This window comes from Ditibartonella choladocola (assembly GCF_002007565.1).
Taxonomy (GTDB): Bacteria; Pseudomonadota; Alphaproteobacteria; order Rhizobiales; family Rhizobiaceae; genus Bartonella; species Bartonella choladocola.
Genome location: NZ_CP015625.1, coordinates 2,587,001 through 2,612,500, shown reverse-complemented (window position 1 = coordinate 2,612,500; position 25,500 = coordinate 2,587,001). Strand labels below are relative to the sequence as shown.

Genomic DNA, 25,500 nt, shown 5'->3' with positions numbered 1-25,500 from the left:
TCCGTCGTGGAGAGGGCAACAACCCTGACCACCATCTAAGGTCCCCAAGTTATGGCTAAGTGGGAAAGGATGTGAGGATCCCAAAACAACCAGGATGTTGGCTTAGAAGCAGCCATCATTTAAAGAAAGCGTAACAGCTCACTGGTCTAAGTAAGGGTCTTTGCGCCGAAAATGTAACGGGGCTAAAGCCATACACCGAAGCTGTGGATACGTCGCAAGACGTGTGGTAGCGGAGCGTTCCGTAAGCCAGAGAAGGGATACCCGTAAGGGATCCTGGAGGTATCGGAAGTGAGAATGCTGACATGAGTAACGATAAAGGGAGTGAGAGACTCCCTCGCCGAAAGTCCAAGGGTTCCTGCTTAAAGTTAATCTGAGCAGGGTTAGTCGGCCCCTAAGGCAAGGCCGAAAGGCGTAGTCGATGGGAACCACGTTAATATTCGTGGACCTGTGGGAAGTGACGGATTGTGTAAATTGTAAGATCTTAATGGATTGGTCTTGCTTTGAAGCAGTCCCGGGAAATAGCTCCCACGTATAGACCGTACCCTAAACCGACACAGGTGGACCGGTAGAGAATACCAAGGCGCTTGAGAGAACTACGTTGAAGGAACTCGGCAAATTGCACGCGTAACTTCGGAAGAAGCGTGACCCTTTAGCGGGCAACCGTTAGGGGGTGGCACAGACCAGGGGGTAGCGACTGTTTACCAAAAACACAGGGCTCTGCGAAGTCGCAAGACGACGTATAGGGTCTGACGCCTGCCCGGTGCTGGAAGGTTAAGAGGAGATGTGAGAGCATTGAATTGAAGCCCCAGTAAACGGCGGCCGTAACTATAACGGTCCTAAGGTAGCGAAATTCCTTGTCGGGTAAGTTCCGACCTGCACGAATGGCGTAACGACTTCCCCGCTGTCTCCAACGTAGACTCAGTGAAATTGAATTCCCCGTGAAGATGCGGGGTTCCTGCGGTTAGACGGAAAGACCCCGTGCACCTTTACTATAGCTTTACACTGGCATTCGTGTCGGCATGTGTAGGATAGGTGGTAGACTTTGAAGCAGGGGCGCCAGCCTTTGTGGAGTCATCCTTGAAATACCACCCTTATTGACATGGATGTCTAACTGCGGCTCGTTAACCGGGTTCAGGACAGTGTATGGTGGGTAGTTTGACTGGGGCGGTCGCCTCCTAAAGAGTAACAGAGGCGCGCGATGGTGGGCTCAGAACGGTCGGAAATCGTTCGTCGAGTGCAATGGCATAAGCCCGCCTGACTGTAAGACTGACAAGTCGAGCAGAGTCGAAAGACGGTCATAGTGATCCGGTGGTTCCACGTGGAAGGGCCATCGCTCAACGGATAAAAGGTACGCCGGGGATAACAGGCTGATGACCCCCAAGAGTCCATATCGACGGGGTTGTTTGGCACCTCGATGTCGACTCATCGCATCCTGGGGCTGGAGCAGGTCCCAAGGGTATGGCTGTTCGCCATTTAAAGCGGTACGTGAGTTGGGTTCAGAACGTCGTGAGACAGTTCGGTCCCTATCTGCCGTGGGTGTAGGAATATTGACAGGATCTGTCCCTAGTACGAGAGGACCGGGATGGACATATCTCTGGTGGACCTGTTGTGGCGCCAGCCGCATAGCAGGGTAGCTATATATGGACGGGATAACCGCTGAAGGCATCTAAGCGGGAAACCCACCTGGAAACGAGTATTCCCTGAGAACCGTGGAAGACGACCACGTTGATAGGTCAGGTGTGGAAGTGTGGTGACACATGGAGCTTACTGATACTAATCGTTCGATTGACTTGATCGTTCCCATTACAAATGTTCATCTTTGCTGTGCAAAGATCACTTTACTGCGCTCACGGGCGCAGCCCTCCGCGAGGGCGGCTAAAAGTGGCCGACGTGCGGTCGCGTTTTAAAAGCTAAAGCGTGAAAGTGAATGTAAAAGAACAAAACAGAAAGATATCAGCTTCTTGAAAAATTGTTGCGCTTTGCCGACCTGGTGGTTATAGCGGAGCGGCTGCACCCGATCCCATTCCGAACTCGGCCGTGAAACGCTCCTGCGCTGATGGTACTTTGTCTTAAGACACGGGAGAGTAAGTCGCTGCCAGGTCTGCCAAGTGCAACAATAGCTTCTCTATTCTTTACGATATTTAGCCTCGTGCTTCCTCTTCAATTGGTATTTAACGGGCAGACCACTCTTGATTGGTCTGCTTGAATTGTTATATCAAAATGAGCCTTTTGGCTCTTTCTTATCCCGTTACATTGATCTACAATGTAACTTGAGCGTTTTACAATTTTGGGTCCGGTAGCCTTGTCGCTCCCCTCCCGCTTCTCGTAAAACACTCTTCCTTGGCGCGGGGTGGAGCAGCCCGGTAGCTCGTCAGGCTCATAACCTGAAGGCCGCAGGTTCAAATCCTGCCCCCGCAACCAATCATCACTTCACCACTCACAAATTTTTGCCTATCATTATCCGCTTTGTATACCGCAGCGCTTCCAAAAACGGGGCCGCAGCGATGATTACGTTGAGATGCTCGTCGTTTGGTGCGTGGGTTGTCTATTAGGATCGCGGAATTAATGACCTTTACTGCAATATGCGGTCGCGGACATGCCTATGTTGAAAACAAACCGAATTTCTATAAAACACCAAAACGCGTTCATTGCTTTAGCCGGGTTCTCACCTATCAATATCCTCATTATATGAACGCTGCGCTTCCCGATGCCGGCCCGTGACTCCGCTTCTCCGCTTGTCTTCAAACGGTCGTCGCTTGGAATGTGTGTAATGCCAAGCCGAAAACGCGAGCAACGTAACGCTATCCCCCGAATATCAGTTTGTTAAAATCGAAATCCAGCTTCGCGAAGCGGAAATAAAGCTTCTCTATCACAGATCTTCAACGTTGAAATTTATCCGTGTTTGATCCCGTCTCGGAAACTTAATTCTAACACGCAATTCTGTCACTCAAGTCTGTCACTTAATTCTGACACTTAGCCCGCGTCTCCTTCAACCGTCACTCCCTCATCTGCCTTCAACTCAATCCCATCGCCTAGATATTCGTGCAATTACGGCTTTAAACTTCTTTTTTTACCATTTGGAGAATCGCCATTTAACTTTGAAATCGGAAAGTAAGAAACAAAGTACGGACGTCGTATTTCGGTGTTTAGTAATAACGGAGTAGGAAAACACGTCCTTTATTGAACTTGGGTGTAATATCTGGTTAGTATTGAATTCTATGTTGGATATTTATTAAAACTCGTTATTTGAAGCTTGGTTTGTAAGGCAAAAAAGAAAAATGGGAGGCGCCAATGACTTCAATGCATGGAGATATTGTCAATCGTGTTAAACGATTGCCAAAGCCGTCACAGGCAGCCGAGGCTCTCCAACCTGTATTCGAGGCGGTGAGTAATTCGCTTCATGCTGTCGAGGATGCTTTTGGTGATCAATATCTGGAACGAGGCAAAATTACTGTCACCATTACAAATGCGCAGTCAGCGGATGATATCGAGATCGTTGTTGAGGATAATGGTGTGGGGCTTGAACCTGCGCGATTTGAGGCGTTTTGTACGACAGATACGGACTATAAGATTTCTCGTGGTGGCAAAGGTGTCGGTCGCCTCCTTTGGCTTGATGCTTTTGAAAGCATCAAGGTTCAAAGCATATATCGTGATAAAGAAATTTTGTATCGTCGTTCTTTTACTTTTCATTTAACAAGGCAAGATCAGATTTGTAATGAGAGAATAGAAACCTTGGCAGGTATAGCTCAAACGGGCACGACCGTGACATTCAAGCAGCTACGCGGAACAGCTTACCGTGATAAGTTTCCTCATAAAACTTCTACAATCATTAAGCACTTTGGCTCGCATTTTTTTGCAGATTTCATTATGGGGCAATCCCCGGCCGTCACTGTCGACATAGATGCTAACGTCGTTACATTTCCCGAGGAAATCCTGAAACTTCGAGTTGAGGATCGCGGTATCACTAAGATAGAAAGCAAAGAGTTTGGCACGTTATCTCTCAGGAGTTTCGTTTGTGAGAAAGCAGCGAGTGCCAACTTCGAAGGTTTTCATCAGATGCACTTAGTTGCAAACGGTCGAACAGTTACGACTCGGAAAATTGACGGTTTGATCGGCATTGGCTATTTTGGTCCCAGCCGCTCATACGTATATCATGGCTGTATTACGGGCAATTTCTTGGATGAACGTGTTAATCAGGAACGAACGCAATTTAATTTCGTAGAAAGCATTGTTGAAGAGATTGTGCGTGAGTGTTCCAAGAATGTGCAAAAGAATGCGCTTGGCGAAGAAATTACCCAGTTTAACAATCAACGCCTTGAAACTATGCATGAATTTATTCAGGAATATCCATCTTTTGCCTTCGAAGATGCGCGGGATCTCTTAGCGAGAACACCGAATAATGCCGTCAAGCCAGAACAATTCGCTCAAGCGTTGATTCCTGTCCGGATCCGGCGAGATAAAGAACGGAATGATAGGATACAGAAGATTGTTTCTCAGCTTGGAGAAAATGATGATGTTCCAGTGAATTTCCAAGAAACAGTTCGTAAGGCGGCCAACGATATTCGAGCCGAGGAGCAACGACAACTTACCGAGTATGTGTTGCGACGTAAAACGGTTCTTGATGTCATGGAAGTTTTGACCCGCCGTATACGTGAGCGTGACGCTGGTTCGTTGGATTTCCATTTGGAAGAGACACTCCATCAATTTATTTGTCCAATGAAGCTGAGGGGTGACGACCCATCAAAAGTAGAAGTCGCTGACCATGATCTTTGGATTATTGATGAACGCCTGACCTTCACCAAATATTTTGCATCAGACGTGTCATTTAACAAAATTCTTGATAAAGAAGCGAGCAAAAAGCGTCCAGACCTTCTCATATACGACCGCTTATACGGACTTCGATCTGAAGGGACCGATCCGTTACAGCGCGTGATGCTTGTGGAATTCAAACATCCTGGGCGAAAGGATTATGACGAACGGTATTCGCCGATGAACCAGATTAGTGAATACATTACTAAGCTTCAAAAGGGCGAAATTTTAGATTTTAAAGGCGGCCATATACGGGTTGCTTCTGATTGTATTTTTTATTGTTATGTCATCGCAGACATTGTCGGGAAGCTCGAAATTCAAACGAATGGCTGGCGTACAACATCGAATGGTCGAGGTCGTATTCAGGAATTGAGCGGAAAATTTCGTGGAATCGTTGAGATAATTGAATGGGCTGATTTGCTTAACGATGCCCGTTTGCGAAACCAAGCTTTTATTTCTGCTGCGGGGCTTCGATACGACAAACATTGATAAATACTGTTTATGAATTTATCAAAAATCAAAAACACATTAACGAAGATAGAAAACAACGATAGTCGCGATGAGATTGTGAGGAAGAATGTATGTCCACATCGGGCATAGCTTTTAGTATGCACCGCCGGTTCTTGAGTTTTGCAAGCTGGTAATCTATTTTCGGCAGTGGCAATAAGTTTGTCAGTCGAATGAAATTTTAATTGTTCTGCCCATCCGAAGTAGAATGAGGGGCTTGATGTTTCTCACAAACAACACCTGCCGGAAAAATTATGCATCATGCCGTCGATTGTTAATGACTCCGTATTTGGCCGAACCGACAACTGGGGAGCTATTCTCTGTAGCTACTCAATTGTCCATTTGATAGACTAAAGACTATCAGCTTTCTTTTAAGATTACAGGTTGGGTCAGTTTTGATTTCGAGCCGACTTTTGTGCTGCTGAGCGGCATATGCGTTGCTTTAATGGCATCCCTAAAAAGTAAGTTTGATGTCTATCTTAAAGAGTGTGAAAGACGCTGCAATGACCAGCCAACTAACAATCTCATATAAAATGGACGGTATTCAAAATACCGTCCATCTTGATTATTATCTTCCATAATACCGATCAGGATGAAAGCCGATCCTCAATAAAACGAGCGGCCATTTTTAGCATTTTTTTCGCGGTTTTCACTTTTCCGGCAGAGGTGAACATGCCATGCATATGATGAGGCAAATGGTGGTGTTCCAGTTCTGTGCCACTTTTTGCGGCAAGATTTGCATAATCACAACCTTCGTCTGTTAGCGGATCCAGTCCAACTGTAACAATGAACATCGGAGGTTGTTTGTTATGGTTATGAAACAGGGGCGAAAGACGAGGATCTTTCAAATCTGTTTTTTCCGGAACATATTTCTCTCGAAACCAATACATAGTTTTAGCAACCAGTGAAAATCCTTGTTTTATTTTTTGATAAGAAGGTGACGATGCCGTCAAATCGGTGACAGGATAAAGCAATATTTGAGATATAATTTTTATATCCTGACTGATGTGTTTTTCGTTGGCGAGTATCGTTGCCATATTACCGCCCGCGCTATCTCCCATGATGATCGTTTTAGAACAATCGAGTTTTAAAGCTTGTTGATTTTGTGCAAGCCAATTCAAAGCATCAACGCAATCCTGATAAGGAACAGGAAAAACATGTTCCGGAGCTAGCCGATAATTGACGGCTACAACATTGGCAGATGTCTTTTTTGCCATATATCGACAAATTCCGTCATGTGTATCAAGATCGCCGATGACCCATCCCCCGCCATGCAAATAAAGCAATAACGGTCTGTTCTTGTCATCGCCTTTTGAATAATGCCGCAATTTGATCGTAGCGCCCGTTACTTTGCAATCCACGTCAGTTACCGAGAGTTTTTTGTCCACTTGAAGTTGATATATGCTACACGACTGACGATAACCTTCTCGCACTTCTTCCAATGTCAAATCCTGAAATGATATTTCGCCATTATCTCGAAATGCTTTGACAAGATCTCTCGCATCGGCAGCGACCTCTTCCAGAGGAATAAATGTTCCTTTTGTCATTTTTCAACCTGCTCTTTCGACCCAATCAAAATCGTTATCATTCCATTTTGCCAATTGACGATAATCTTCCACAGTTCCCGACCAGTTATTGATGACACGGCCGGCAGCATTTTTATACCAACTGCTGCATGACGATGAAAAAGCCGAGTCTTTCATCTCCTCCTGAATATTGTCATTATAACGGTTGAAAACATCAATTTTTACAGAAGCAGCTTGCCCGTTATCAATATGGTTCATTGCCTGAACAATGTAATTTTGCTGAATTTCAAGCATAGCAAGAATTGAATTATGGTTGAGATTTGTGTTTGGTCCATAAAGAACAAACATATTGGGAAAACCGGGTATATTCATGCCCAGATAAGCTTGTGCGCCGTCTTGCCATACCTGATCGAGTGTCACATTATCCTGACCCGTAATGACCAGATCGCCCTGAAATGCCTGACTTGAAAATCCTGTACCGAAAATGACGACATCGAATTTGTGTTCGACACCTTCTTTGGTGACGATACCATCACTGGTAAAATGGTCAATCGGCGCAGTTTCGAGATAAACATTTTTACGCATCAAGGCAGGATAATAATCATCGGTACGCAAGATACGTTTGCAAGCGAATTCAAATTCCGGAGTGAGTTTTTTTAGCAATTCTTCATCGCTAATTTGTTTGGCCAGGTGCGCCTTGGCCATTTTAATACCTTCCTTTTGTGCGACGGAATTATGTTTGGTTCGTTGGAACCCTTCTTCCCGCAATTTATACACTTGTCGCCGGCTCTCCCAAAACGTTTCCGGATGTTTTTCAAAATTATCCAGTTCTTCTTCGGAAAAGAAATATTGGTTACGCGGCATTATCCAATTGGCACTACGTTGAAAAACAGTCAGATGGAGAACAATTTTCGCAATTTCCGGGACATATTGCACGGCACTTGCAGCGGAACCTACGCTTGCAACGTTTTTTCCGTTGAGATCAATCGAGTGATCCCATTCAGCGGAATGGAATATCGGATTTTTAAAATCGCTTAGTCCCTTAAATTCCGGAATTTTAGGCGTATTCAATTGCCCCCAGGCGGGCACAAAAAATGTTGAGGTAAAATGTTCTTTACCATTAACCTCAAATTCCCATTGATTGGTTTTTTCGTTCCAGACAGCCGACGTTATTTTATGATTACAAAAAATGTGTTTTTCGAGATCGAAATGATCGGCAAATCTATGCAGGTAGCCCATTAACTCGTCGCGCTCCGGAAACATACTACTGACACGCAAATAAGGAAAGTAGCTGTAACAATAGAGATGGGCTTCCACATCACACGCAGCACCCGGATAGCTATTGTCGCGCCATACACCCCCGAGTTCCCCGGCCTTTTCAAAAATAATAAAATCGTCGTCTCCGGCTTCCTTCAGAGTGGCTCCCATACCTAAACCACCGAAACCCGCACCAAGTATAACCGTGCGAAAGTGTTTTTTATTCCGATCAAACATGTCTATCCTCCCAAAAATAATTTTAACAATTTTCTTCCAAAAGCGGGCTAGCCCCACGTTTTCCAAGATATTTTTCGTCAACCATATTCAGTCTCAGGTGACGCGCCTCATGAAAGCAAAGCAATGCTACCGTAGATATTCCGCAGACAAAAAATAGATAAATAGTAACGGGAATTGTCGCGTTATATTTTGCGAGTAGAATTGCACCACCCCATTCGCCACTGAGGGTAAAGCCTTGTACGAACCCCAGCGCTATAATTGTAAAAGGTGCATGCAAGCCGATCGACGAGAAAGTAGGGATACAACCCATAAGGAAAGTTGAAATACCGACCTGAAAAAGGCTGAACGGAAGCCAGTTTTTTCGCCCCGATCTGTTACCATAGTGACCAAAAATCAAATCCCCAAGGGGGCGGGCTGCAAAGTCTATCGTGTAAGTGGCAAATGCTGCCATAATTCCGGTAAGCGGGTTATCCACTTTCGGTAAAAACAGCGTTCCGACAACCCGTATGGTTGAAACACCATAAATAAGGGATTCATACCATTCGGCAATTGTACCTGCCTTTGACGCTGCAATGACTTTTTTAATGTTGACGGGTGGCGCTGTTTCGCTTTTTCCCGTCGAAAATCCATGTGACATGATCTCTCCTCCCAAAGCGATCAAGTTGCATATAGGATATATTTCAAATTACAGTTTTATTATTAAATAAGTTACCTCCGACTTTTCGATAGTAAGGTTTTTTGAATTTAAAATTCGTCTTGTTTAGTTTTTTAAATTCGGGTCTATGAACCGGATTTTATACAGCGTCGTTCCGCCACAGCAGAAAGATGGACAAGAAATTTTCTTTGCTGCCACAACTTCAATATTCAAATAACTAATTGAATTTGTATAATTATTTAAATTTCCCTCCACAATATTTTTAATTTAAAATTATTTCATTATAATGAAATAATTCCGATGTTTTGTATATTGCGTAAGATATTTCAGTTTGTCAATAAAATGTATATCATGTGAATGTTATTAAAAATTACAATATCTAGGCCTTAAGCAGATCAGTATAAATTCTTGATTTACTGGAAAAAATACGCACAGTTTAACTGCTGCCGATATTGTGAAACGCCTGAAAATACCAAAAAGTACGGGACATGGTCTGTGTCCCATGTCATGCTGGAACCGGAGATGATCCAGAGAAACATAGACGGTATATTTACTTAAGGCCCACGATCAAAGAATGAGGGATCGTTTTTTTTGTTAACGTCGATTTACTTGAAGCGTTCAACAATATTGCTAGTGAGACGAAATGGCTGTTGGGCGATGTGTTGACTTTATCGGTAGCGGAAAAACATGACGACATCTATATAGCGTGCCGGAATAGCTAATCACCACTTCGTTTCACTTTCAAGATGGTTATGTAGTTACCGATGATTTTTTACCGCGACCGATAAAGCAATGTCGGTTACCTGTCCGGATTTGGAACTGGAAGTGTTTGAAAATACATATGCCTTGCCTGAACCATTAACAAAGCACAGCCTATATCAATGAATTACATTCATACAGGAGGTGGGCGCTACCCGTAAACGCGATTTTTATATCTATTGTTGCAATATCACCCCATTTTTGAAAAAGCATCACGACGCTGTGGTTTTCGGTAACCATCTCTATGAAAGATATTCAATATGTCTATGTGCCCGACATGTGTGAGTTCTATGAGTATGGATCCTTTCGCAACTGGATCGGTCGCGCTTTTTATCGCGCTGCATCAATTTTGACCCTGTCGAATAACACCACCGATACATCACTGACGAAGTACAATTTCAAAAACAAAACAAATGGCGATTACATTACAACGTATAGAGAGTGTGTTTTCGCCGATCAGAATCGTGATGGAGTTACCCTTGGCTCTATTGCCGGAACGGCGACCAAGATAATTCGGGAAGCGATTGGTGCAATCCGGTTAAAGTTTGTTGCCGAATTAGGCTAGAGAGGGATTTTAAATGGAAAGCTATGAGCTCTTATTGAAATTGTTTAATTCGATAAAACAAGGGGTTAAAGCGATCTGCTTATAGAAACTAAACATATAAAAATTGAAGATGGTGCCCAGACGCGGAATCGAACCACGGACACGCGGATTTTCAGTCCGCTGCTCTACCAACTGAGCTATCTGGGCAAATCCGATTTTTTAACCGGAGCGCTTGGGTTTATAACATTAAAATTTTGGGTGTCTAGCCTTCAAAACAAAAATATTCAAAATTTGCCCCGATAAGTTCATTTTTTTGGGGATTTGGCATTGCTCTTTGAGTAAACAAGGCTTATTAGCGGCTTTACACCGTGCGCCTATCGTCTAGCGGTCAGGACGCCGCCCTCTCACGGCGGAAACAGGGGTTCAATTCCCCTTAGGCGTACCAACCAATTTTTCCGAACATATCTCTCGTGAAAATGTCTTAGAAAAATTCCGGCAAATATCTTTTTATCTTTGCTGAAGCTCTTTGACGCCATAAGGCCTGTTCATGTGGCCATAAAATTTTTAAAGCCGTGAAAGACGTTTTTCATGTGTTTGTTTGCTTATTTACCGGTTAAAGCCGCCTGCCTGTTCGATAAAACGAATAATATCCTGAAGCCCTTCGCGGCGCAGCATATCCGTGAAAACGAAGGGTTTTTCGCCGCGCTGGATTTTGGCATCATGTTTCATCACATCAAGATCGGCGTGAACATATGGGGCAAGATCTTTCTTGTTGATGATGAGCAAATCAGAGCGTGTAATGGCGGGACCGCCTTTGCGCGGTATTTTTTCACCTTCTGCCACCGAAATAACGTAAAGCGTCAAATCGGCGAGATCGGGGGAAAATGTTGCCGCGAGATTATCTCCGCCTGATTCGATAAATATCATATCAAGGTCGGGATGCCGGTTTAAAAGCTCGTCAATAGCTTGCAAATTGACAGTTGCATCCTCGCGAATAGCTGTGTGCGGGCAACCGCCTGTTTCCACGCCGATGATGCGATCTTCTGGCAGTGCCTGAACGCGATTGAGGATCAGCGCATCTTCTTTTGTATAAATATCGTTGGTAACAACGGCGACCGAGTAATGATCGCGCAAGGCTTTGCAAAGCATTTCCGTCAAGGTTGTTTTTCCGGACCCGACAGGGCCTCCAATGCCGATACGTAACGGACCGTTTGGTGAATAAGAAGATGTCATGAACGGAAAATCCTTGAATAAAGTTTTTCGTGGCGCATTGCCATGATGTCGGATAGAAAACAACATGAACCGAGATTATCAAGTGTAAGCTTATCGCTGTTCTCGGTGATAGCAAGAATTGTTTTTTCGAGCTTTGCCATTATTTTGACCCCGTCGCTTTGACCAAGCGGAACAAGTCTTATAGCTGCCTGCACCAGATTTGACAGAAATGTGTGGAGATAGGCTGTCAGAACAGATGACAATGAAATTTCCAATTGGTGTCCGAGAACGCCCACAGCAACCGGATAGGGAAGAGCTTTATAGATTCCTTTTGAAAAACCGGTTTGGGCAACCGAGGTACAAAAAGCACGGCCTTGTAAATCAATTTCCAGAAAGCGTTCTTTCGAGGCAGCGTTGGCATTGGCTATTTCGACAAGGGCAATAATGGATTTTCCTTGATCGTTTGATCTCCACGCTTCGGCAATGAAAACCGCGTCATTATGGAGAGATCCGTAATTGGCAAGAGCATCAAGCCAATCAAACAAATCTTCGGCATTCGTAATAAAATTTTCATGGACGGCCTGTTCGAGACCATGGCTATAGGCAAAGCCTCCGACCGGAAAGACCGGCGAAAAAAGCGTCATCAAACGCAGTAAAGAGGCGTCACCCTGCAACATTAATGATGGTGTCCCGTATGGTCGTGATAAGCTCCGTGGAGAGGTTGAAAAGGAGCCTCGACTTCTTCTATGGTTGCGCCTAAACCTTCAAGCATAGCGCGAATAACCGGATCGCGAGACACGAAAATCGTGTTTTCTTTGATTTCGACAGTTTGATGACGGTTGCCCAAATGCCAGGCAAGTCGGGTAAGCTCAAGGGGAGTTGCCGCTTTGACAGAATAAAGTGGTTCATTGGCTGCGTGGATGAGAAAATATTCACCGTTTTCAGCTTCAAGAACATCGCCTTCTTTGAGATGGACGGGTTCTTTCAAATCCACCATAATCATATCGCCATTGGCAAAATGAAGCAATTTCCGGCGGATATGGCGTTCGTCATGGGAAAGTGAAAGCGCACCTGAAGTTTCAACCCCTTTGGCGTCGGACGCCGGTATATATTTTGTTGTTCGAAAAGTTTTATAGGACATTTAAACCTCAATAAAGGAAATAGCGTTGTGCCATCGGAAGTATCTTTGCCGGTTCGCAGGTTAATAATTCACCATCTGCGCGCACTTCATAAGTTTCAGGGTCAACGTCAATATGCGGCGTTGCAGAATTGAGTTTCATGGATTTTTTGGAAATTGTGCGGGTGTTTTTGACGGCAACGAGTTCCTTTTCAAGCCCTAGCTTTTCGGCAAGCCCATTATCAATGGCGGCTTTGCTGGTAAAGGTGAGAGATGTGTGTTTGACAGCCTTTCCGAGAGCGCCGAACATTGGCCGGAAGTGAACCGGTTGCGGTGTTGCAATAGATGCATTGGGGTCGCCCATCGGTGCCGCCACGATCATTCCGCCAAGCAAAACCATATCCGGTTTTACACCGAAAAAGGCGGGCGACCAGATGACAATATCGGCACGTTTACCGTTTTCTATCGAACCGGTGACATGGCCGATTCCTTGTGCAATGGCCGGATTGATTGTGTATTTTGCAATATAGCGTTTCACGCGCTCATTATCGTTGAACCCGCTATCTTTTCCCAAATAACCACGCTGTTTTTTCATTTTATCGGCAGTCTGCCATGTGCGGATAATGACTTCTCCGACACGTCCCATCGCCTGACTATCCGACGAGATAATAGAAAACGCGCCGAGATCATGCAGAATATCTTCCGCCGCGATTGTTTCCTTGCGTATGCGGCTTTCGGCAAAGGCGACATCTTCGGGTATTTTTGCCGACAAGTGGTGACAGACCATGAGCATATCGAGATGTTCGGCAATGGTGTTTTCCGTATAGGGGCGTGTGGGGTTGGTGGAGGCAGGCAATACATTTTCAAACCCGCAGACACGGATAATATCGGGAGCATGACCCCCGCCGGCACCTTCTGTATGGAAGGCGTGGATTGTCCGGCCTTTGAATGCCGCGATTGTATCTTCGACAAACCCCGCTTCATTCAATGTATCGGTGTGGATCATAACCTGCACGTCATAATCATCGGCAACGCTCAAACAATTGTCGATTGCCGCCGGAGTCGACCCCCAATCTTCATGAAGTTTGAGCGAAGAAGCACCGGCATTGACCATTTCGATCAAAGCGGCAGGGGAAGACGAATTGCCTTTACCGGCAAGGCCGATATTCATTGGCAAGCTGTCTACCGCCTGTATCATGCGCGCCAAGTGCCAAGGGCCCGGTGTGCAGGTGGTCGCAAGCGTTCCGTGCGCGGGCCCCGTGCCACCGCCAAACATGGTTGTAACGCCGGAATAGAGTGCTTCGTTGACCTGCTGGGGGCAAATAAAATGAATGTGTGAATCAATTCCGCCAGCGGTTACAATTTTTCCCTCCGCCGCAATAATTTCGGTTGCAGGACCAATAATGATGTCGACATTTGGTTGAATATCGGGATTGCCGGCTTTACCGATTTTTTCGATAAGACCGTCTTTCAAACCGATATCGGCTTTGTAGATGCCGGTATAATCGACAATAAGGGCATTGGTGATAACTGTATCCATAGCCCCTTGTTCACGTGAATACTGGCTTTGTCCCATCCCGTCGCGGATAACTTTACCGCCACCGAATTTGACTTCCTCGCCATAAGTTGTCTTGTCATCTTCGACAGTTACAAAAAGGTCTGCATCGGCAAGGCGGATATGGTCACCTTTTGTAGGCCCGAACATTTGCGCATAAGCAGCACGCGAAATTTTGTGGCTCATCAAAGATCTCCCTGAATTTTTGCACGAAAACCGAAGACACGCCGTTTTCCCGCTAATGGTATGAGGAAAACATCTTTTTCCTGTCCGGGTTCAAACCGGACTGCTGTACCGGCCGGAATATCAAGGCGCATTCCACGGGCTTTTTCGCGGTCGAATTGAAGGGCAGGATTGGCTTCATAAAAATGATAATGTGATCCCACTTGAATAGGGCGGTCGCCGCTATTGCCGACTTTGAGTTTTATCGCGCTACGGCCGGCATTCATTTCAATATCGCCTGATTCTGTAATCATTTCTCCGGGAACCATCATATTTCTTTCCGATTGTTAGAACGGGTGGCGGGAATTCGATGTCATGCGGCAGCAAATGCCAGATAAAGTCCTGCAAGAGTGGTCGCAACGCCGCCGATTCTGATTGCTGTTGCGCCATTCGACTGGCCAAAAATTTTGCCTGCTCCCAAGCCGATTGTAATACCGACGCCGTGAAGCAATGCTGTGGCAATAGAAAAACCGATTCCGTAAGCATAGGCTTCCGAATTTTCGAGTTCGAGACCATGCGCATAACCATGAAAAAGTGCAAAAGCACCGACGACGAGCATGGCGGGCATGATGGGAAGATGAACGGCCATTGCCGCAAAGAGCCCCATTGCAATAACGGAAGCAAGAATGACCGGTTCGACATAAGGTAGGGTAAAGCCCTTTGTGGCAAGCCAAAAACCGATTGCCATACACACAACAAAACTTGCCGGAACTGCAAGGATCGATTTTCCACCGAGTTGAGCTGCCCATAGGCCGACTGCAACCATGACAAGAATATGATCGAATCCGGTTAACGGGTGTAAAAAGCCGCTTGTAAAAGAGCTATGGTCATGTGGAACACCGGTAAGGTGGGCAAAAGCCGGTGTCGATGTTAAAATCATCAAAGCTGTTGTGATTGTCGATTTTGACAAGAGTTTCATGAGAGTTCCCCTTAGTTTTATATTTTTCAATTGTCGGGCTTAACGGATCGGATGGTGGACAGTGACAAGTTTTGTACCGTCGGGAAATGTTGCTTCAACCTGAATGTCTTCAATCATTTCAGGAATGCCTTCCATGACCTGATCGCGGCGCAATACATAAGCACCTTGTTCCATGAGATCGGCAACGGTGCGGCCATCGCGCGCTCCTTCCACGACAAAATCGCTAATCAGTGCAACAGCTTCCGGATGATTGAGCTTTACTCCCCGTTCGAGTCGTTTGCGAGCAACCATTGCAGCCATCGAGATCAACAATTTGTCCTTTTCTCTTTCGGTAAGTATCATTATTCACCCATAGCTAAATTGACCAAAATTTCGGCACATCTGCACCTTTTGTTAGCAGTTTTACCAAAGGAGCAAGTTTTTCCCTCAAAGAATAGGAGTCCTTTTCAATCATCCTTGCAAGAAACTTGCCATTCCACGCAGAGACCCCGCCGGATTGTCCGATAATCTCTCTCGCAGCCGCTTCGTGGCTCTGATAATCATCGGCAATGTAGAGAATTGTGGCAATGGCCTGATTGGCGTTGAAAATTGCAGGGCGGGTTGATTGCTGTAAAATATTGCCATTGATTTTAAAGGCTTCAAAATGGACAAGCTCATCGCAAAAACGCACCTGCCACTCGTCATCAATAAAGCCGTTGACAACTTTCTCTCCCATTAATTTCCGGCCGAAAACAAAAGCTTCTACCAGAAGAAGAGCCGCACCTTCTTCCATCTCGACGGTGATTTTGCGTTTTAATGCGCCACGATTGAAAAAAATTGTCTCCTGCGGGAGCCAGAACAATGTCGAGTTTTTTCTTAAATTTAGCGAAATATCGATCTCGGCCGGCATACCATCAAGCGAGCGATATATTTTTTCGGCGGCTTGTGTGGTGATGGTTGCTTTTGTTTTTTCACCGAGTTCGCATTTCCAGAAAAGCTTGTCGCCGCCGGTCAAACCGCCTGCCGTATTGATTTGCACAGCCTCGAAATGGTTGTCGGAATAAAGCGGAAAACGTAATTTCAACGAGCCGGATTGATAAAGTTTTTCCAAAGATGACCGTTGATCTTTATAAACCGTGCTGAACGAAGCGCTGCCTTCCATGCGCTGCATAACGGCTTTTTTTAAAGATGAATTTTGCAAAAGATTGCCATCCCCGAGTTTTGATAAAACTGTTTTTCTTCTCACCGCTATATGACAGCAGTTTTTCTATAAAACGCAATTTTTATCTTGAACGTGAAGTGACCAACTTGTTGAAAACAGCTATTTGGAAATAACCTCGGTTACATCATAAACTTTAGTCGATTGTGCTTCGGGCGTATGCATCATGGTGACAACCCAATGGATGCGACGAGTATTCAATGGTAAATCCATTGAAATTCCACCCCCCGTACTGTCTGCACCAGGGTCAGAAAAGCCATAAGGATCACGTCCGTAATTGATGCCGAAAGTCGGCATTTTTGAAGTTTGCGCACCTTCGGATGTATCATTGATTGTAAAATAGCGATAGCCGCGACGTTCTGCCGTAAAAGCGGCACGCCTCAGAACATCGGCCGGAATGCCAACTTCATTTGTCGGGCGGGTGTTGAATTCGTAAATATTATCGGGTGATTTGAGCTTGGGAACCGATTGGCAACCGCTTAAAAACAACAGCGGAATGATTATAAGGCTTAAGCTTTTTTTCCAATGCAATTGTTTCATTCTGTGCCCTTCCCGTTTGAAAGCCCATCATAGTTTTATTAGTCCTTTCCGACAAGAATGATTATCGTTATCTGATAGGCTAGCGTTTTTGAAAGAGAGGTGAAACATGTTTGTCGTGATGGGGGCAACCGGCCATATCGGTTCGGAGCTCACAAAAAATCTGCTTCGTTCGGGGAGAGATGTGACAGTGGTAACCCGTTCCGGAAAACGCGCTGAAAACCTTGTCAAACTTGGTGCTCAATTAGCGGAAATTGATATTTCCGACTATCGTTTGTTCCATGAGGTTTTGAAGCAGGCGAGCGGCGTTTATATCCTTAATCCCCCAGCCAATCCTGTTTATGATGTTGATCTTGAAGAGCGTAGAACAATTGCTGCGATGACGCGCGCACTCGAAAACACCAATCTTGAAAAAGTCATTGTGCAGTCGACTTATGGAGCTCAGAGAGGTGACCATATCGGAGATTTAGGCAGCCTTTATTTATTGGAGGAGAAGGTTAAAGAGATTTATCCGGAAGCGCTGATTGTTCGTGCAGGCTTTTATATGTCCAATTGGGATTTTGCTCTCAATGAAATCATCGAAAAAGGATGTTTGACCACTATTTATCCTTCCCATTCTATCATTCCGATGGTCGCTCCCCGCGATATTGCCGATTATTTGACAAGGCTTGTCGAATGTGGAAAGGCTGGCATTCATTATGTTGAAGGGCCGGAACGTTACACGGTTCAAGATGTCGCATCCGCTTTTGAAACGGCACTCGGAAAACCGGTAAAACTTAGAGGAGTGAAGAGGGAAGATATTGAAAATTATTATCTTTCCCTTTCTTTCTCGAAATCAAGTGCAATGTCATTTGCTGCAATGGCGTTAAAGACAATAAGTGGTGATTGGCCGCCATTGAATAAAATAGAGAGAGGAAAAATAACACTTCAACAATACATTGAAAAACTCTGTCTAAAAGCGGCTCAGATTAAATAATTTGTGATAATCTATTTTTTTACTTGTGTTGAAAGTGCCTTTCGGATAATCACGTCAGCGGGCCACCTCTTCCCAACGAGAGGCGAGCTATCTGAAAGGGTAGAATATTATGACAAATCTAAACGAGCCGGGCGTGCGCCCGAACAATCCCAATTTCTCTTCTGGTCCCTGTGCAAAGCGTCCCGGTTGGACGGTTGAAGCGCTTGCTGATGCGCCGGTTGGCCGTTCACATCGTGCAAAAATTGGTAAAGCCAAGCTGGCAGAGGCAATCAACCTCACCCGCGAAGTGCTGGAAGTTCCTGCAAATTATCGTATCGGCATTGTTCCCGCATCCGATACCGGTGCTGTTGAAATGGCACTGTGGTCACTCCTTGGTGCACGTGGCGTTGACATGCTGGCATGGGAAAGCTTCGGTTCGGGCTGGGTAACAGATGTTGTCAAACAATTGAAATTGACCGATGTGCGCAAGTTGGAAGCGCCTTACGGTGAATTACCGGATTTGACCAAAGTCGATTTTGATCGTGATGTTGTTTTCACATGGAATGGAACAACATCGGGTGTGCGCGTTCCTAATGCCGATTTTATTCCGGCTGATCGTAAAGGGCTTACGATTTGCGACGCAACATCCGCTGCATTTGCACAAAATCTCGATTTCTCGAAACTTGATGTTGTAACATTCTCCTGGCAAAAAGTGCTGGGTGGCGAGGGTGCACACGGTGTGCTTATTCTTGGGCCACGCGCGGTAGAGCGTCTTGAAACCTATACGCCCGCATGGCCGTTGCCAAAAATTTTCCGCATGACAAAAGGTGGAAAACTCATTGAAGGTATTTTCGAGGGCGCAACAATCAATACGCCGTCTATGCTTTGTGTCGAGGATTACCTTGATGCATTGAAATGGGCAAAGTCGATTGGCGGTCTGAAAACTTTGATGAAACGGGCTGACGAGAATTTTGCTGTTCTTGACAAGTTCGTTACCAAAACGCCGTGGATCGAATTTCTGGCGAAAGAACCGGCGACCCGCTCGAACACTTCCGTATGCTTCAAAATTGTCGATCCGGCTGTGGCTAAACTTGATGCAGACAAGCAGGCAGCATTTGCCAAGGCTATTGTCAACCGTCTGGAAAAAGCCGGTGTTGCCCATGACATAGGCGCCTATCGCGATGCACCGTCAGGTTTACGCATCTGGGCCGGTGCCACGATCGAGGCCGCCGATCTTCAGGCATTGACGGAATGGCTCGACTGGGCTTTCAAGGCTGAACAAGCAGCTCTTTAAAAATTAAGTTTCCCTTGTAGCGGCTTGTTTCAAGGCCGCTCATTCCCCCATTTTACAAAATTTTTGGAGGCCATAATGGCACCTCGTGTACTCGTATCTGATAAATTATCCCCGACCGCTGTCCAGATTTTCAAAGATCGCGGCGTTGAGGTCGATTACAAACCGGAACTCGGTAAAGACAAAGAAAAGCTTCTCGAAGTTATTGGCCAATATGATGGTTTGGCTATCCGTTCGGCAACCAAAGTAACGGAAAAACTTATTGCCGCTGCAAAAAATCTGAAAGTTGTCGGTCGTGCCGGTATCGGCGTTGACAATGTTGATATTCCGGCCGCTTCACGGCGCGGTATTATCGTTATGAATACGCCATTCGGCAATTCGATCACAACCGCAGAACATGCCATTGCATTGATGTTTGCTGTTGCCCGTGAATTGCCCGCCGCCGATAAATCGACCAAGGCTGGTAAATGGGAAAAAAGCCGCTTTATGGGTGTTGAAATCACTGGCAAAACTCTCGGTATTATCGGCTGTGGCAATATCGGTTCGATTGTTGCAACCCGCGGTGTCGGCTTGAAGATGAAAGTGATTGCCTATGACCCGTTCCTTTCGGATGCCCGTGCCAAAGAACTCGGAGTCGAAAAGGTCGAACTGGATGATCTTTTGAAGCGCGCCGATTTTATCACATTACACACACCGCTCACCGATAAGACACGCCATATCATCAATGCCGAAACGATCGCCAAGATGAAGAAAGGCGTAAGACTTATCAATTGTGCACGCGGTGCGCTGGTTGTCGAAAAAGACCTTGTTGACGCTTTGAAGTCAGGCAAAATTGCAGGTGCTGCGGTTGACGTTTATGAAGTCGAGCCACCGGCAGCCGATGATCCTCTCTTCAGCCTTGATAATGTCGTTTGCACGCCGCACCTCGGTGCGTCGACAACCGAGGCACAGGAAAACGTTGCTATTCAGGTTGCCGAACAAATGTCGGATTATCTTATCAATGGTGCTGTCAGCAATGCAATCAATATGCCTTCAATTACGGCAGAAGAAGCACCGCGCTTGAAGCCGTTTGTCAAACTTGCCGAAGTTCTTGGTGCTTTTGTTGGCCAATCAACCGAGGAAGACATCAAGGAAGTCGAGATTCTGTTTGACGGTTCAACCGCTACCATGAATACGCGTGCGCTCATCAGTGCCGCATTGGCCGGTCTCATCCGCCCGCAACTTGCCGATGTCAACATGGTATCGGCACCGGTTCTCGTTAAAGAACGCGGTATTATTCTTTCCGAGGTCAAGCGCGATAAATCCGGTATTTTCGACGGCTATATCAAACTGACTGTCAAAACATCGAAGCGCACACGCTCCATTGCCGGAACCTGCTTTGTTGACGGCAAGCCGCGCTTTATCCAGATCAAGGGTATCAATCTTGATGCCGAGGTCGGCCCGCATATGCTCTATATCACCAACACCGACACGCCGGGAATTATCGGTACAATCGGTACAATTTGCGGGAAATCCGGCGTGAATATCGCAAACTTCGCTCTGGGACGTAATGAACCGGGTGGTGACGCGATTGCGCTTCTTTATCTTGATGCTCGTATTCCCGATCAAGTGCTTGATGAATTGCGCAAGATAAAGGGTATCAAACACACTCAACCTCTGGAATTCGATGTCGCAAACGGTTGATTGAACCGTGAAATATTGGCGTCCAATGAAAGAAAGCGATCTGGCAGATGTCTGCCGGATCGCTTTAATTTGTCATCCGGATTTTCCGGAAGAGGATGCGGTGCTTGAAGAAAAATTCAATCTTTCTCCTTCTTCATGCTTTGTACTTTCTGACGAAAATCCTGCCTCCGGAAACATTTCAGACTTGAGCCCGGTCTCCCGAACAAGTGCAATCTATGGTTATTGCCTTGCCCATCCTTTTAAAACCAATTCCATTCCTGCTCTTGATTGTCTGCTTCATAAACTTCCGGAAAAATGCGATACGCTCTATATTCACGATCTTGCTTTATTGCCCGAAGCGCAAGGCGGCGGAAATGGCAAAAAAGCGGTTGAACTTCTGGTCGCTGTCGCTGAGCGGGAAAAACTCGAAACACTTTCCCTTGTTGCTGTTCATGGGTCACAAGTCTTTTGGCAAAAGAACGGGTTTAAAACGGTTGATGTGTCAAAGGAAATGAAGCAAAAATTGCTGACTTATAGCGAAGACGCCAGTTATATGACACGTAATCTCTGAATTTGCATTTCCTTTCCGGAAGACAGGCGATGTTGAGGAGCGGCTATCGGCTTTGCGCAATCAACCTATCTAACAATTACGCTCTCTTATTTCTATGAAACGGAATTTGCCAAAACGAAAACTCCGGCGATTGTTCAACAAAATGCAAACGTTGTGAAACCGTATAATCGTCGGCTTTGCGATATTCGGGATGATAATCTCGATTCACTCTTCAGAGTGTTAAGGCTTTCATCATTATTGTGTATTGCTATTCCAAATGCCGGATGGTTATTCTTTTGATGCAACGAATTTTTGCAATGAATTGCATTTCTCCCGCCATTATCAGCTTCGTTGGGAAATCGGGTTATTTTATCAAAAGAGCACGCAGGTCTTTTTGTGCGCTTGATGAACGCGGTGCTTTAGAAAAATTGTCGGGAAGGACGAAGTGGAACGACAGGGAGAACCGCCCAAAAAGCCGACATATTGAAGGCGCAAGATTTGCATTAAAAACGATAATGCGATGCGCCGAACTTCGCATGTAAGAAAACCAATGACCCGAAGCCGTTAGAGACAGTTTGGTAAATTGATAACCGGTTGAAATCCCGCGCCATTTGGCAACTTGAAATAACACGAAGAAGGCGGCCATCCTGATTGTTTGAAGGGGTGATTAATTCTCTCTGCTATAGGCCGGTGTGTCCGGTTATTCATATCAATCAAGAATATAAATAGGCCTTGATGACAATCAGGTTTTGCACACAACATAGATATGTTCTGTACATATCACAGAAGACAAATGAAAAGCAGCAACGGTGTGCAGAAAACGGTCATATAAAACGCTCCTATCAAGAAGCGTTCATGGAGTAAAAAAACGCGCTAAATAAGGATAGGGTACAAAAAACGCGCTGAATCAAAATAAATCCAGCGCGTATATTTTTTAAAGTCTATAACGACTTATTTTTCGGCATGGGCATGTTGTTTGCGTTCTCCCACCATTTCGATGGCAAGAAGCAATACAGAGATAACGCCACCACCGATCATGAGGAGGAAACCACCGTTCCAGCCGAAATAATCGACAGTGTAACCGACGATCGCGCTAGCAGCAACCGAACCGCCAAGATAACCGAAAAGACCGGTGAAACCGGCAGCCGTACCGGCAGCTTTCTTCGGCGCCAATTCGAGAGCGTGAAGACCGATCAGCATAACCGGCCCGTAAATCAGGAAGCCGATAACGATCATGCAGATCATGTCGACATTGGGATGTCCTTCGGGGTTGAGCCAGTAAATAACAGTGGCAATGGTCACCAATGTCATGAAGAAAACACCGGTTGCACCACGATTGCCCTTGAATACCTTATCAGACATCCAGCCGCACAGAAGTGTGCCGGGAATACCTGCATATTCATAGAAGAAATACGCCCAGGAAGACTGGTCAACGGCAAAATGCTTGACTTCCTTCAGGTAAGTCGGTGACCAGTCAAGAACGCCATAACGCAAGAGGTAAACAAAGACATTTGCAAAAGCGATATACCAGAGGAGCTTGTTGGGCAAAACATATTGGGTGAAGATCTGCTTTGTGGTGAGCTCGACTTCGTTTTTTTCCGAATAGTTTTCCGGATAGTCGTTTTTATATTCTTCAATTGGCGGTAAACCACATGATTGCGGTGTATCGCGCATCATTGCAAAGGCGAAAATTGCCACCAGAATGGCCGCAAAAGCCGGCATATAAAAGGCTGCGTGCCAGTCATTGAACCAGGCCATACCAAGCATGAACAGAATTGGCGGAAGACCACCGCCGACATTATGCGCACAGTTCCATAAGGAAACGATGCTCCCGCGTTCCTTTTGTGACCACCAGTGCACCATTGTGCGCCCGCAGGGAGGCCAACCCATTCCCTGAAACCAGCCGCAAATAAACAACAGCACGAACATGACGGCAATGCTGGATGTAGCCCAAGGGACAAAGCCCATAATCAGCATGACAACAGACGCGAGAATCAAACCGACAGGGAGAAAAACACGCGGGTTGGAACGGTCGGATACCGCCCCCATAATAAATTTTGAAATGCCGTAAGCTATAGAAACAGCCGATAGCGCAAAACCCAAATCACCACGGGTAAAGCCTTGCTCGACCAGCGAAGGCATTGCCAGAGCAAAGTTTTTACGTACGAGATAATAGGCGGCGTAACCGAAGAATATCCCAAGGAAAATCTGCCAACGCAGACGACGATAAAGCGGGTCGATTTCCGCTTCGGGTACACGCGGCTTGTTAGGCGCGTGTTGAAAAATGTTTAGCATGAACTGCCTCCCATAGATATCGACAGAACGCAACCTGAAAAAATTTGGCGTTTCATGCGCAAATCGGTGAAATTTCCACCGCAAGGACAAGAAAACGTCGCATAGCTGTTACATTCCAATGATAATATGATCCAATTTGTGCACAGTAACACGTTATGTTTTCGTTGTGAGTTCAATTAATTTCAATATTGAACAATCCACAATTAAATACGAATAAATGGTTAAGACGAAAAAGACAATGTTAACCGGCGGCATTCGTTTTTAAAAAGAAACACCAAACAACATTGAATGCCAAGGCAATAGATGACTAACCAATTGTTTTTAAAAAATAATTTTTTTAAATAATTTAAATTTTTTCATTTCTTTTTAAATAAACAAATTAAATAAACAAATGTTTTTGTCATCTTTTTTGGCTTTTGACTGCACTATTTTTGACCTCGTATTTTGCCGATTAAATAATTTATAAATCAAAAAAATCATTAAAAACAATAGGATAATAAAACGTTTTTGTGTCGCCCTACAATTATCACCGATTGTTGAACAATGTTCAGTTTTTTAGCCTGTGCAAGCGCGCAAAAATACCCTTTTCAAAAATTTTTTAACAGTGAAACCGCAGTTTTGAAAAATATTGTCCCAATAGGGAACAATTGTACAGGGAATCACTAAAGTTACGTCATTTATAATTTAAATCGATTTAAAAAGATTGAAAGAATAAAACGGTCTTCATAGCCGGTCTTCTTTATCAGATGGAAAGTTTCATATCACCACGGTTAAAAAGGCCACTATTACCAGCAGGCGCGAAGAGGCGGGTATCATCGGGTAATGCAGAAGGAGCGGTGTTAAAGGGCGATACAGAACAAGTGGTGTTACGGGTGAAACAGAAGATGCAACGTTATAAAGCAAGAAAGAATGGACGGTTTTTTGCTCTTAAAAAATCGAATGGAATTCCGTGATGGGCGTTTACGGGTGTTGAAGCGGCGAGGTTTAAAAGAAAAGCAGAAACGGGAACGGAAAAACGGACCGAATGAAAATGTGAGGATAGGTTAAGGAGAGGGAAAAACGAAACCGTGGGTGGATGGAGTTGGGCGTCAACAGTTAGACGCAGACGCAAATAGCTTGAGTTAGACTGCGATAGATAGACATAGATAAACAACGGCGCGGATAGTGGAACAAGGAGGGATGCAGCCAGGGATAGAAAGATATAGATTGATAACAGCGCGGTTAGAAGAACAAAGACGCGGTTATCCGGATATATAGACAAAAAGCGTAGATGGAGGAGAAGCCGTCGCCGTCAGATAGATGCCGACACGGATAGATGGATTTAGACCGCGATAGATGGACAAGGAGGCGGAAAGAGGGACAAAGAAGCGGAGACAAGACAGCAGCCAAGGATAGAAAGACATAGATTGATAACAGCGCGGATAGAAGAACAAAGACGCGGTTATCCGGATATATAGACAAAAAGCGTGGATGGAGGAAAAGCCGTCGCCGTCAGATAGATGCCGACGCGGATAGCTGGATTTAGGCTGCGATAGATAGACAAGGAGGCGGAAAGAGGGACAGAGAGGCGGAGACAAGACAGCAGCCGCGGATAGATAATGGCGATAGATAACGGCACGGATAGAGGAACAAAGACGCAGAAAGGAGGAAGCAGATAGAGAGACGAAGGCGCGGATAGAGGGACAAAAGAGGG

General features: G+C 45.4%; 19 protein-coding genes, 3 tRNA genes and 2 rRNA genes (1 of these 24 running past the window's edge). 10 read left to right on the top strand and 14 right to left on the bottom strand.

What is annotated here, in order from left to right; translation table 11 throughout:
* The 4 genes from BBC0122_RS11310 to BBC0122_RS11295 all read left to right on the top strand — a co-directional run.
* Positions 1 to 1,798 (top strand): 23S ribosomal RNA (locus BBC0122_RS11310); it begins 1,011 nt to the left of the window's first position.
* Between the two features lie 188 nt (positions 1,799 to 1,986).
* Positions 1,987 to 2,101: ribosomal RNA gene (gene rrf, locus BBC0122_RS11305) — 5S ribosomal RNA — on the top strand.
* A 243-nt stretch (positions 2,102 to 2,344) separates the two neighbouring features.
* Positions 2,345 to 2,421, top strand: a tRNA-Met gene (locus BBC0122_RS11300).
* 870 nt (positions 2,422 to 3,291) lie between these two features.
* Positions 3,292 to 5,298 carry an ATP-binding protein gene (locus BBC0122_RS11295; RefSeq protein ID WP_077993882.1) on the top strand — a complete coding sequence of 669 codons (2,007 nt, stop codon included), beginning with the start codon at positions 3,292 to 3,294 and terminating at the stop codon, positions 5,296 to 5,298.
* Positions 5,299 to 5,903: 605 nt separating this feature from the next.
* Here the strand turns inward: BBC0122_RS11295 and BBC0122_RS11290 are convergent.
* The 3 genes from BBC0122_RS11290 to BBC0122_RS11280 are packed head-to-tail and all read right to left on the bottom strand — an operon-like array spanning position 5,904 to position 8,973.
* Positions 5,904 to 6,863 (bottom strand): alpha/beta hydrolase, encoded by a 960-nt coding sequence (locus BBC0122_RS11290; RefSeq protein WP_077993880.1) that lies wholly within the window; start codon positions 6,861 to 6,863, stop codon positions 5,904 to 5,906.
* Between the two features lie 3 nt (positions 6,864 to 6,866).
* Positions 6,867 to 8,336: a flavin-containing monooxygenase gene (locus BBC0122_RS11285; RefSeq protein WP_077993878.1), complete on the bottom strand. Its 1,470-nt coding sequence runs from the start codon at positions 8,334 to 8,336 to the stop codon at positions 6,867 to 6,869.
* Between the two features lie 22 nt (positions 8,337 to 8,358).
* Positions 8,359 to 8,973 carry an MFS transporter gene (locus BBC0122_RS11280; RefSeq protein WP_077993877.1) on the bottom strand — a complete coding sequence of 205 codons (615 nt, stop codon included), beginning with the start codon at positions 8,971 to 8,973 and terminating at the stop codon, positions 8,359 to 8,361.
* Positions 8,974 to 9,994: 1,021 nt separating this feature from the next.
* Between BBC0122_RS11280 and BBC0122_RS11275 the strand changes: the two genes are divergently transcribed.
* Positions 9,995 to 10,315, top strand: a complete 321-nt coding sequence (locus tag BBC0122_RS11275) for a hypothetical protein (protein WP_077993874.1) — start codon at positions 9,995 to 9,997, stop codon at positions 10,313 to 10,315.
* A gap of 110 nt (positions 10,316 to 10,425) precedes the next feature.
* Here the strand turns inward: BBC0122_RS11275 and BBC0122_RS11270 are convergent.
* Positions 10,426 to 10,501 (bottom strand) — tRNA-Phe (locus tag BBC0122_RS11270).
* A 163-nt stretch (positions 10,502 to 10,664) separates the two neighbouring features.
* Between BBC0122_RS11270 and BBC0122_RS11265 the strand changes: the two genes are divergently transcribed.
* A tRNA-Glu gene (locus tag BBC0122_RS11265) sits at positions 10,665 to 10,739 on the top strand.
* Between the two features lie 161 nt (positions 10,740 to 10,900).
* On the opposite strand, the gene ureG is transcribed toward BBC0122_RS11265, so the two are convergent.
* The 9 genes from ureG to BBC0122_RS11220 form a co-directional block, all read right to left on the bottom strand.
* Positions 10,901 to 11,527: an urease accessory protein UreG gene (gene ureG, locus BBC0122_RS11260; RefSeq protein ID WP_077993873.1), complete on the bottom strand. Its 627-nt coding sequence runs from the start codon at positions 11,525 to 11,527 to the stop codon at positions 10,901 to 10,903.
* Positions 11,524 to 12,183, bottom strand: coding sequence for an urease accessory protein UreF (locus BBC0122_RS11255; protein WP_077993871.1), 660 nt, complete (start codon positions 12,181 to 12,183; stop codon positions 11,524 to 11,526). The genes ureG and BBC0122_RS11255 overlap by 4 nt, the downstream gene beginning before the upstream one ends.
* Positions 12,183 to 12,647, bottom strand: a complete 465-nt coding sequence (locus tag BBC0122_RS11250) for an urease accessory protein UreE (protein WP_077993869.1) — start codon at positions 12,645 to 12,647, stop codon at positions 12,183 to 12,185. The genes BBC0122_RS11255 and BBC0122_RS11250 overlap by 1 nt, the downstream gene beginning before the upstream one ends.
* Positions 12,648 to 12,654: 7 nt before the next feature.
* The gene (gene ureC, locus BBC0122_RS11245) at positions 12,655 to 14,364 is read right to left on the bottom strand and encodes an urease subunit alpha (protein ID WP_077993868.1); all 1,710 of its coding nucleotides are present in this window, start codon (positions 14,362 to 14,364) and stop codon (positions 12,655 to 12,657) included.
* The gene (locus tag BBC0122_RS11240; RefSeq protein WP_077994685.1) at positions 14,364 to 14,669 is read right to left on the bottom strand and encodes an urease subunit beta; all 306 of its coding nucleotides are present in this window, start codon (positions 14,667 to 14,669) and stop codon (positions 14,364 to 14,366) included. The genes ureC and BBC0122_RS11240 overlap by 1 nt, the downstream gene beginning before the upstream one ends.
* 44 nt (positions 14,670 to 14,713) lie before the next feature.
* On the bottom strand, positions 14,714 to 15,319 hold the full coding sequence (locus tag BBC0122_RS11235; protein WP_077993866.1) for a HupE/UreJ family protein: 606 nt from the start codon (positions 15,317 to 15,319) through the stop codon (positions 14,714 to 14,716).
* A 39-nt stretch (positions 15,320 to 15,358) separates the two neighbouring features.
* Complete coding sequence (locus BBC0122_RS11230) at positions 15,359 to 15,661, bottom strand: urease subunit gamma (protein ID WP_077993865.1); 303 nt, start codon at positions 15,659 to 15,661, stop codon at positions 15,359 to 15,361.
* 13 nt (positions 15,662 to 15,674) lie between these two features.
* Complete coding sequence (locus tag BBC0122_RS11225) at positions 15,675 to 16,499, bottom strand: urease accessory protein UreD (protein WP_149866699.1); 825 nt, start codon at positions 16,497 to 16,499, stop codon at positions 15,675 to 15,677.
* Positions 16,500 to 16,619: 120 nt separating this feature from the next.
* Entirely contained in the window at positions 16,620 to 17,057 is a 438-nt protein-coding gene (locus BBC0122_RS11220) for a hypothetical protein (RefSeq protein WP_077993861.1), read from the bottom strand.
* Positions 17,058 to 17,163: 106 nt separating this feature from the next.
* Between BBC0122_RS11220 and BBC0122_RS11215 the strand changes: the two genes are divergently transcribed.
* From BBC0122_RS11215 to BBC0122_RS11200, 4 genes are all read left to right on the top strand, one after another.
* Positions 17,164 to 18,030, top strand: a complete 867-nt coding sequence (locus BBC0122_RS11215; protein WP_077993859.1) for an NmrA family NAD(P)-binding protein — start codon at positions 17,164 to 17,166, stop codon at positions 18,028 to 18,030.
* A 109-nt stretch (positions 18,031 to 18,139) separates the two neighbouring features.
* Positions 18,140 to 19,303 carry a phosphoserine transaminase gene (locus tag BBC0122_RS11210; RefSeq protein ID WP_077993858.1) on the top strand — a complete coding sequence of 388 codons (1,164 nt, stop codon included), beginning with the start codon at positions 18,140 to 18,142 and terminating at the stop codon, positions 19,301 to 19,303.
* Between the two features lie 75 nt (positions 19,304 to 19,378).
* Positions 19,379 to 20,983 carry a phosphoglycerate dehydrogenase gene (serA, locus tag BBC0122_RS11205; protein ID WP_077993856.1) on the top strand — a complete coding sequence of 535 codons (1,605 nt, stop codon included), beginning with the start codon at positions 19,379 to 19,381 and terminating at the stop codon, positions 20,981 to 20,983.
* A gap of 25 nt (positions 20,984 to 21,008) precedes the next feature.
* Positions 21,009 to 21,533, top strand: coding sequence for a GNAT family N-acetyltransferase (locus BBC0122_RS11200; RefSeq protein WP_077993854.1), 525 nt, complete (start codon positions 21,009 to 21,011; stop codon positions 21,531 to 21,533).
* A 930-nt stretch (positions 21,534 to 22,463) separates the two neighbouring features.
* Here the strand turns inward: BBC0122_RS11200 and glpT are convergent.
* Complete coding sequence (glpT, locus tag BBC0122_RS11190) at positions 22,464 to 23,807, bottom strand: glycerol-3-phosphate transporter (RefSeq protein ID WP_077993851.1); 1,344 nt, start codon at positions 23,805 to 23,807, stop codon at positions 22,464 to 22,466.
* Positions 23,808 to 25,500: the final 1,693 nt, after the last annotated feature.

Coding starts and splice junctions, on each gene's coding strand:
- BBC0122_RS11295 (WP_077993882.1), top strand. CDS start 3,292: ATGACTTCAATGCATGGAGATATTGTCAATCGTGTTAAACGATTGCCA.
- BBC0122_RS11290 (WP_077993880.1), bottom strand. CDS start 6,863: ATGACAAAAGGAACATTTATTCCTCTGGAAGAGGTCGCTGCCGATGCG.
- BBC0122_RS11285 (WP_077993878.1), bottom strand. CDS start 8,336: ATGTTTGATCGGAATAAAAAACACTTTCGCACGGTTATACTTGGTGCG.
- BBC0122_RS11280 (WP_077993877.1), bottom strand. CDS start 8,973: ATGTCACATGGATTTTCGACGGGAAAAAGCGAAACAGCGCCACCCGTC.
- BBC0122_RS11275 (WP_077993874.1), top strand. CDS start 9,995: ATGAAAGATATTCAATATGTCTATGTGCCCGACATGTGTGAGTTCTAT.
- ureG (WP_077993873.1), bottom strand. CDS start 11,527: ATGACATCTTCTTATTCACCAAACGGTCCGTTACGTATCGGCATTGGA.
- BBC0122_RS11255 (WP_077993871.1), bottom strand. CDS start 12,183: ATGTTGCAGGGTGACGCCTCTTTACTGCGTTTGATGACGCTTTTTTCG.
- BBC0122_RS11250 (WP_077993869.1), bottom strand. CDS start 12,647: ATGTCCTATAAAACTTTTCGAACAACAAAATATATACCGGCGTCCGAC.
- ureC (WP_077993868.1), bottom strand. CDS start 14,364: ATGAGCCACAAAATTTCGCGTGCTGCTTATGCGCAAATGTTCGGGCCT.
- BBC0122_RS11240 (WP_077994685.1), bottom strand. CDS start 14,669: ATGGTTCCCGGAGAAATGATTACAGAATCAGGCGATATTGAAATGAAT.
- BBC0122_RS11235 (WP_077993866.1), bottom strand. CDS start 15,319: ATGAAACTCTTGTCAAAATCGACAATCACAACAGCTTTGATGATTTTA.
- BBC0122_RS11230 (WP_077993865.1), bottom strand. CDS start 15,661: ATGATACTTACCGAAAGAGAAAAGGACAAATTGTTGATCTCGATGGCT.
- BBC0122_RS11220 (WP_077993861.1), bottom strand. CDS start 17,057: ATGAAACAATTGCATTGGAAAAAAAGCTTAAGCCTTATAATCATTCCG.
- BBC0122_RS11215 (WP_077993859.1), top strand. CDS start 17,164: ATGTTTGTCGTGATGGGGGCAACCGGCCATATCGGTTCGGAGCTCACA.
- BBC0122_RS11210 (WP_077993858.1), top strand. CDS start 18,140: ATGACAAATCTAAACGAGCCGGGCGTGCGCCCGAACAATCCCAATTTC.
- serA (WP_077993856.1), top strand. CDS start 19,379: ATGGCACCTCGTGTACTCGTATCTGATAAATTATCCCCGACCGCTGTC.
- BBC0122_RS11200 (WP_077993854.1), top strand. CDS start 21,009: ATGAAAGAAAGCGATCTGGCAGATGTCTGCCGGATCGCTTTAATTTGT.
- glpT (WP_077993851.1), bottom strand. CDS start 23,807: ATGCTAAACATTTTTCAACACGCGCCTAACAAGCCGCGTGTACCCGAA.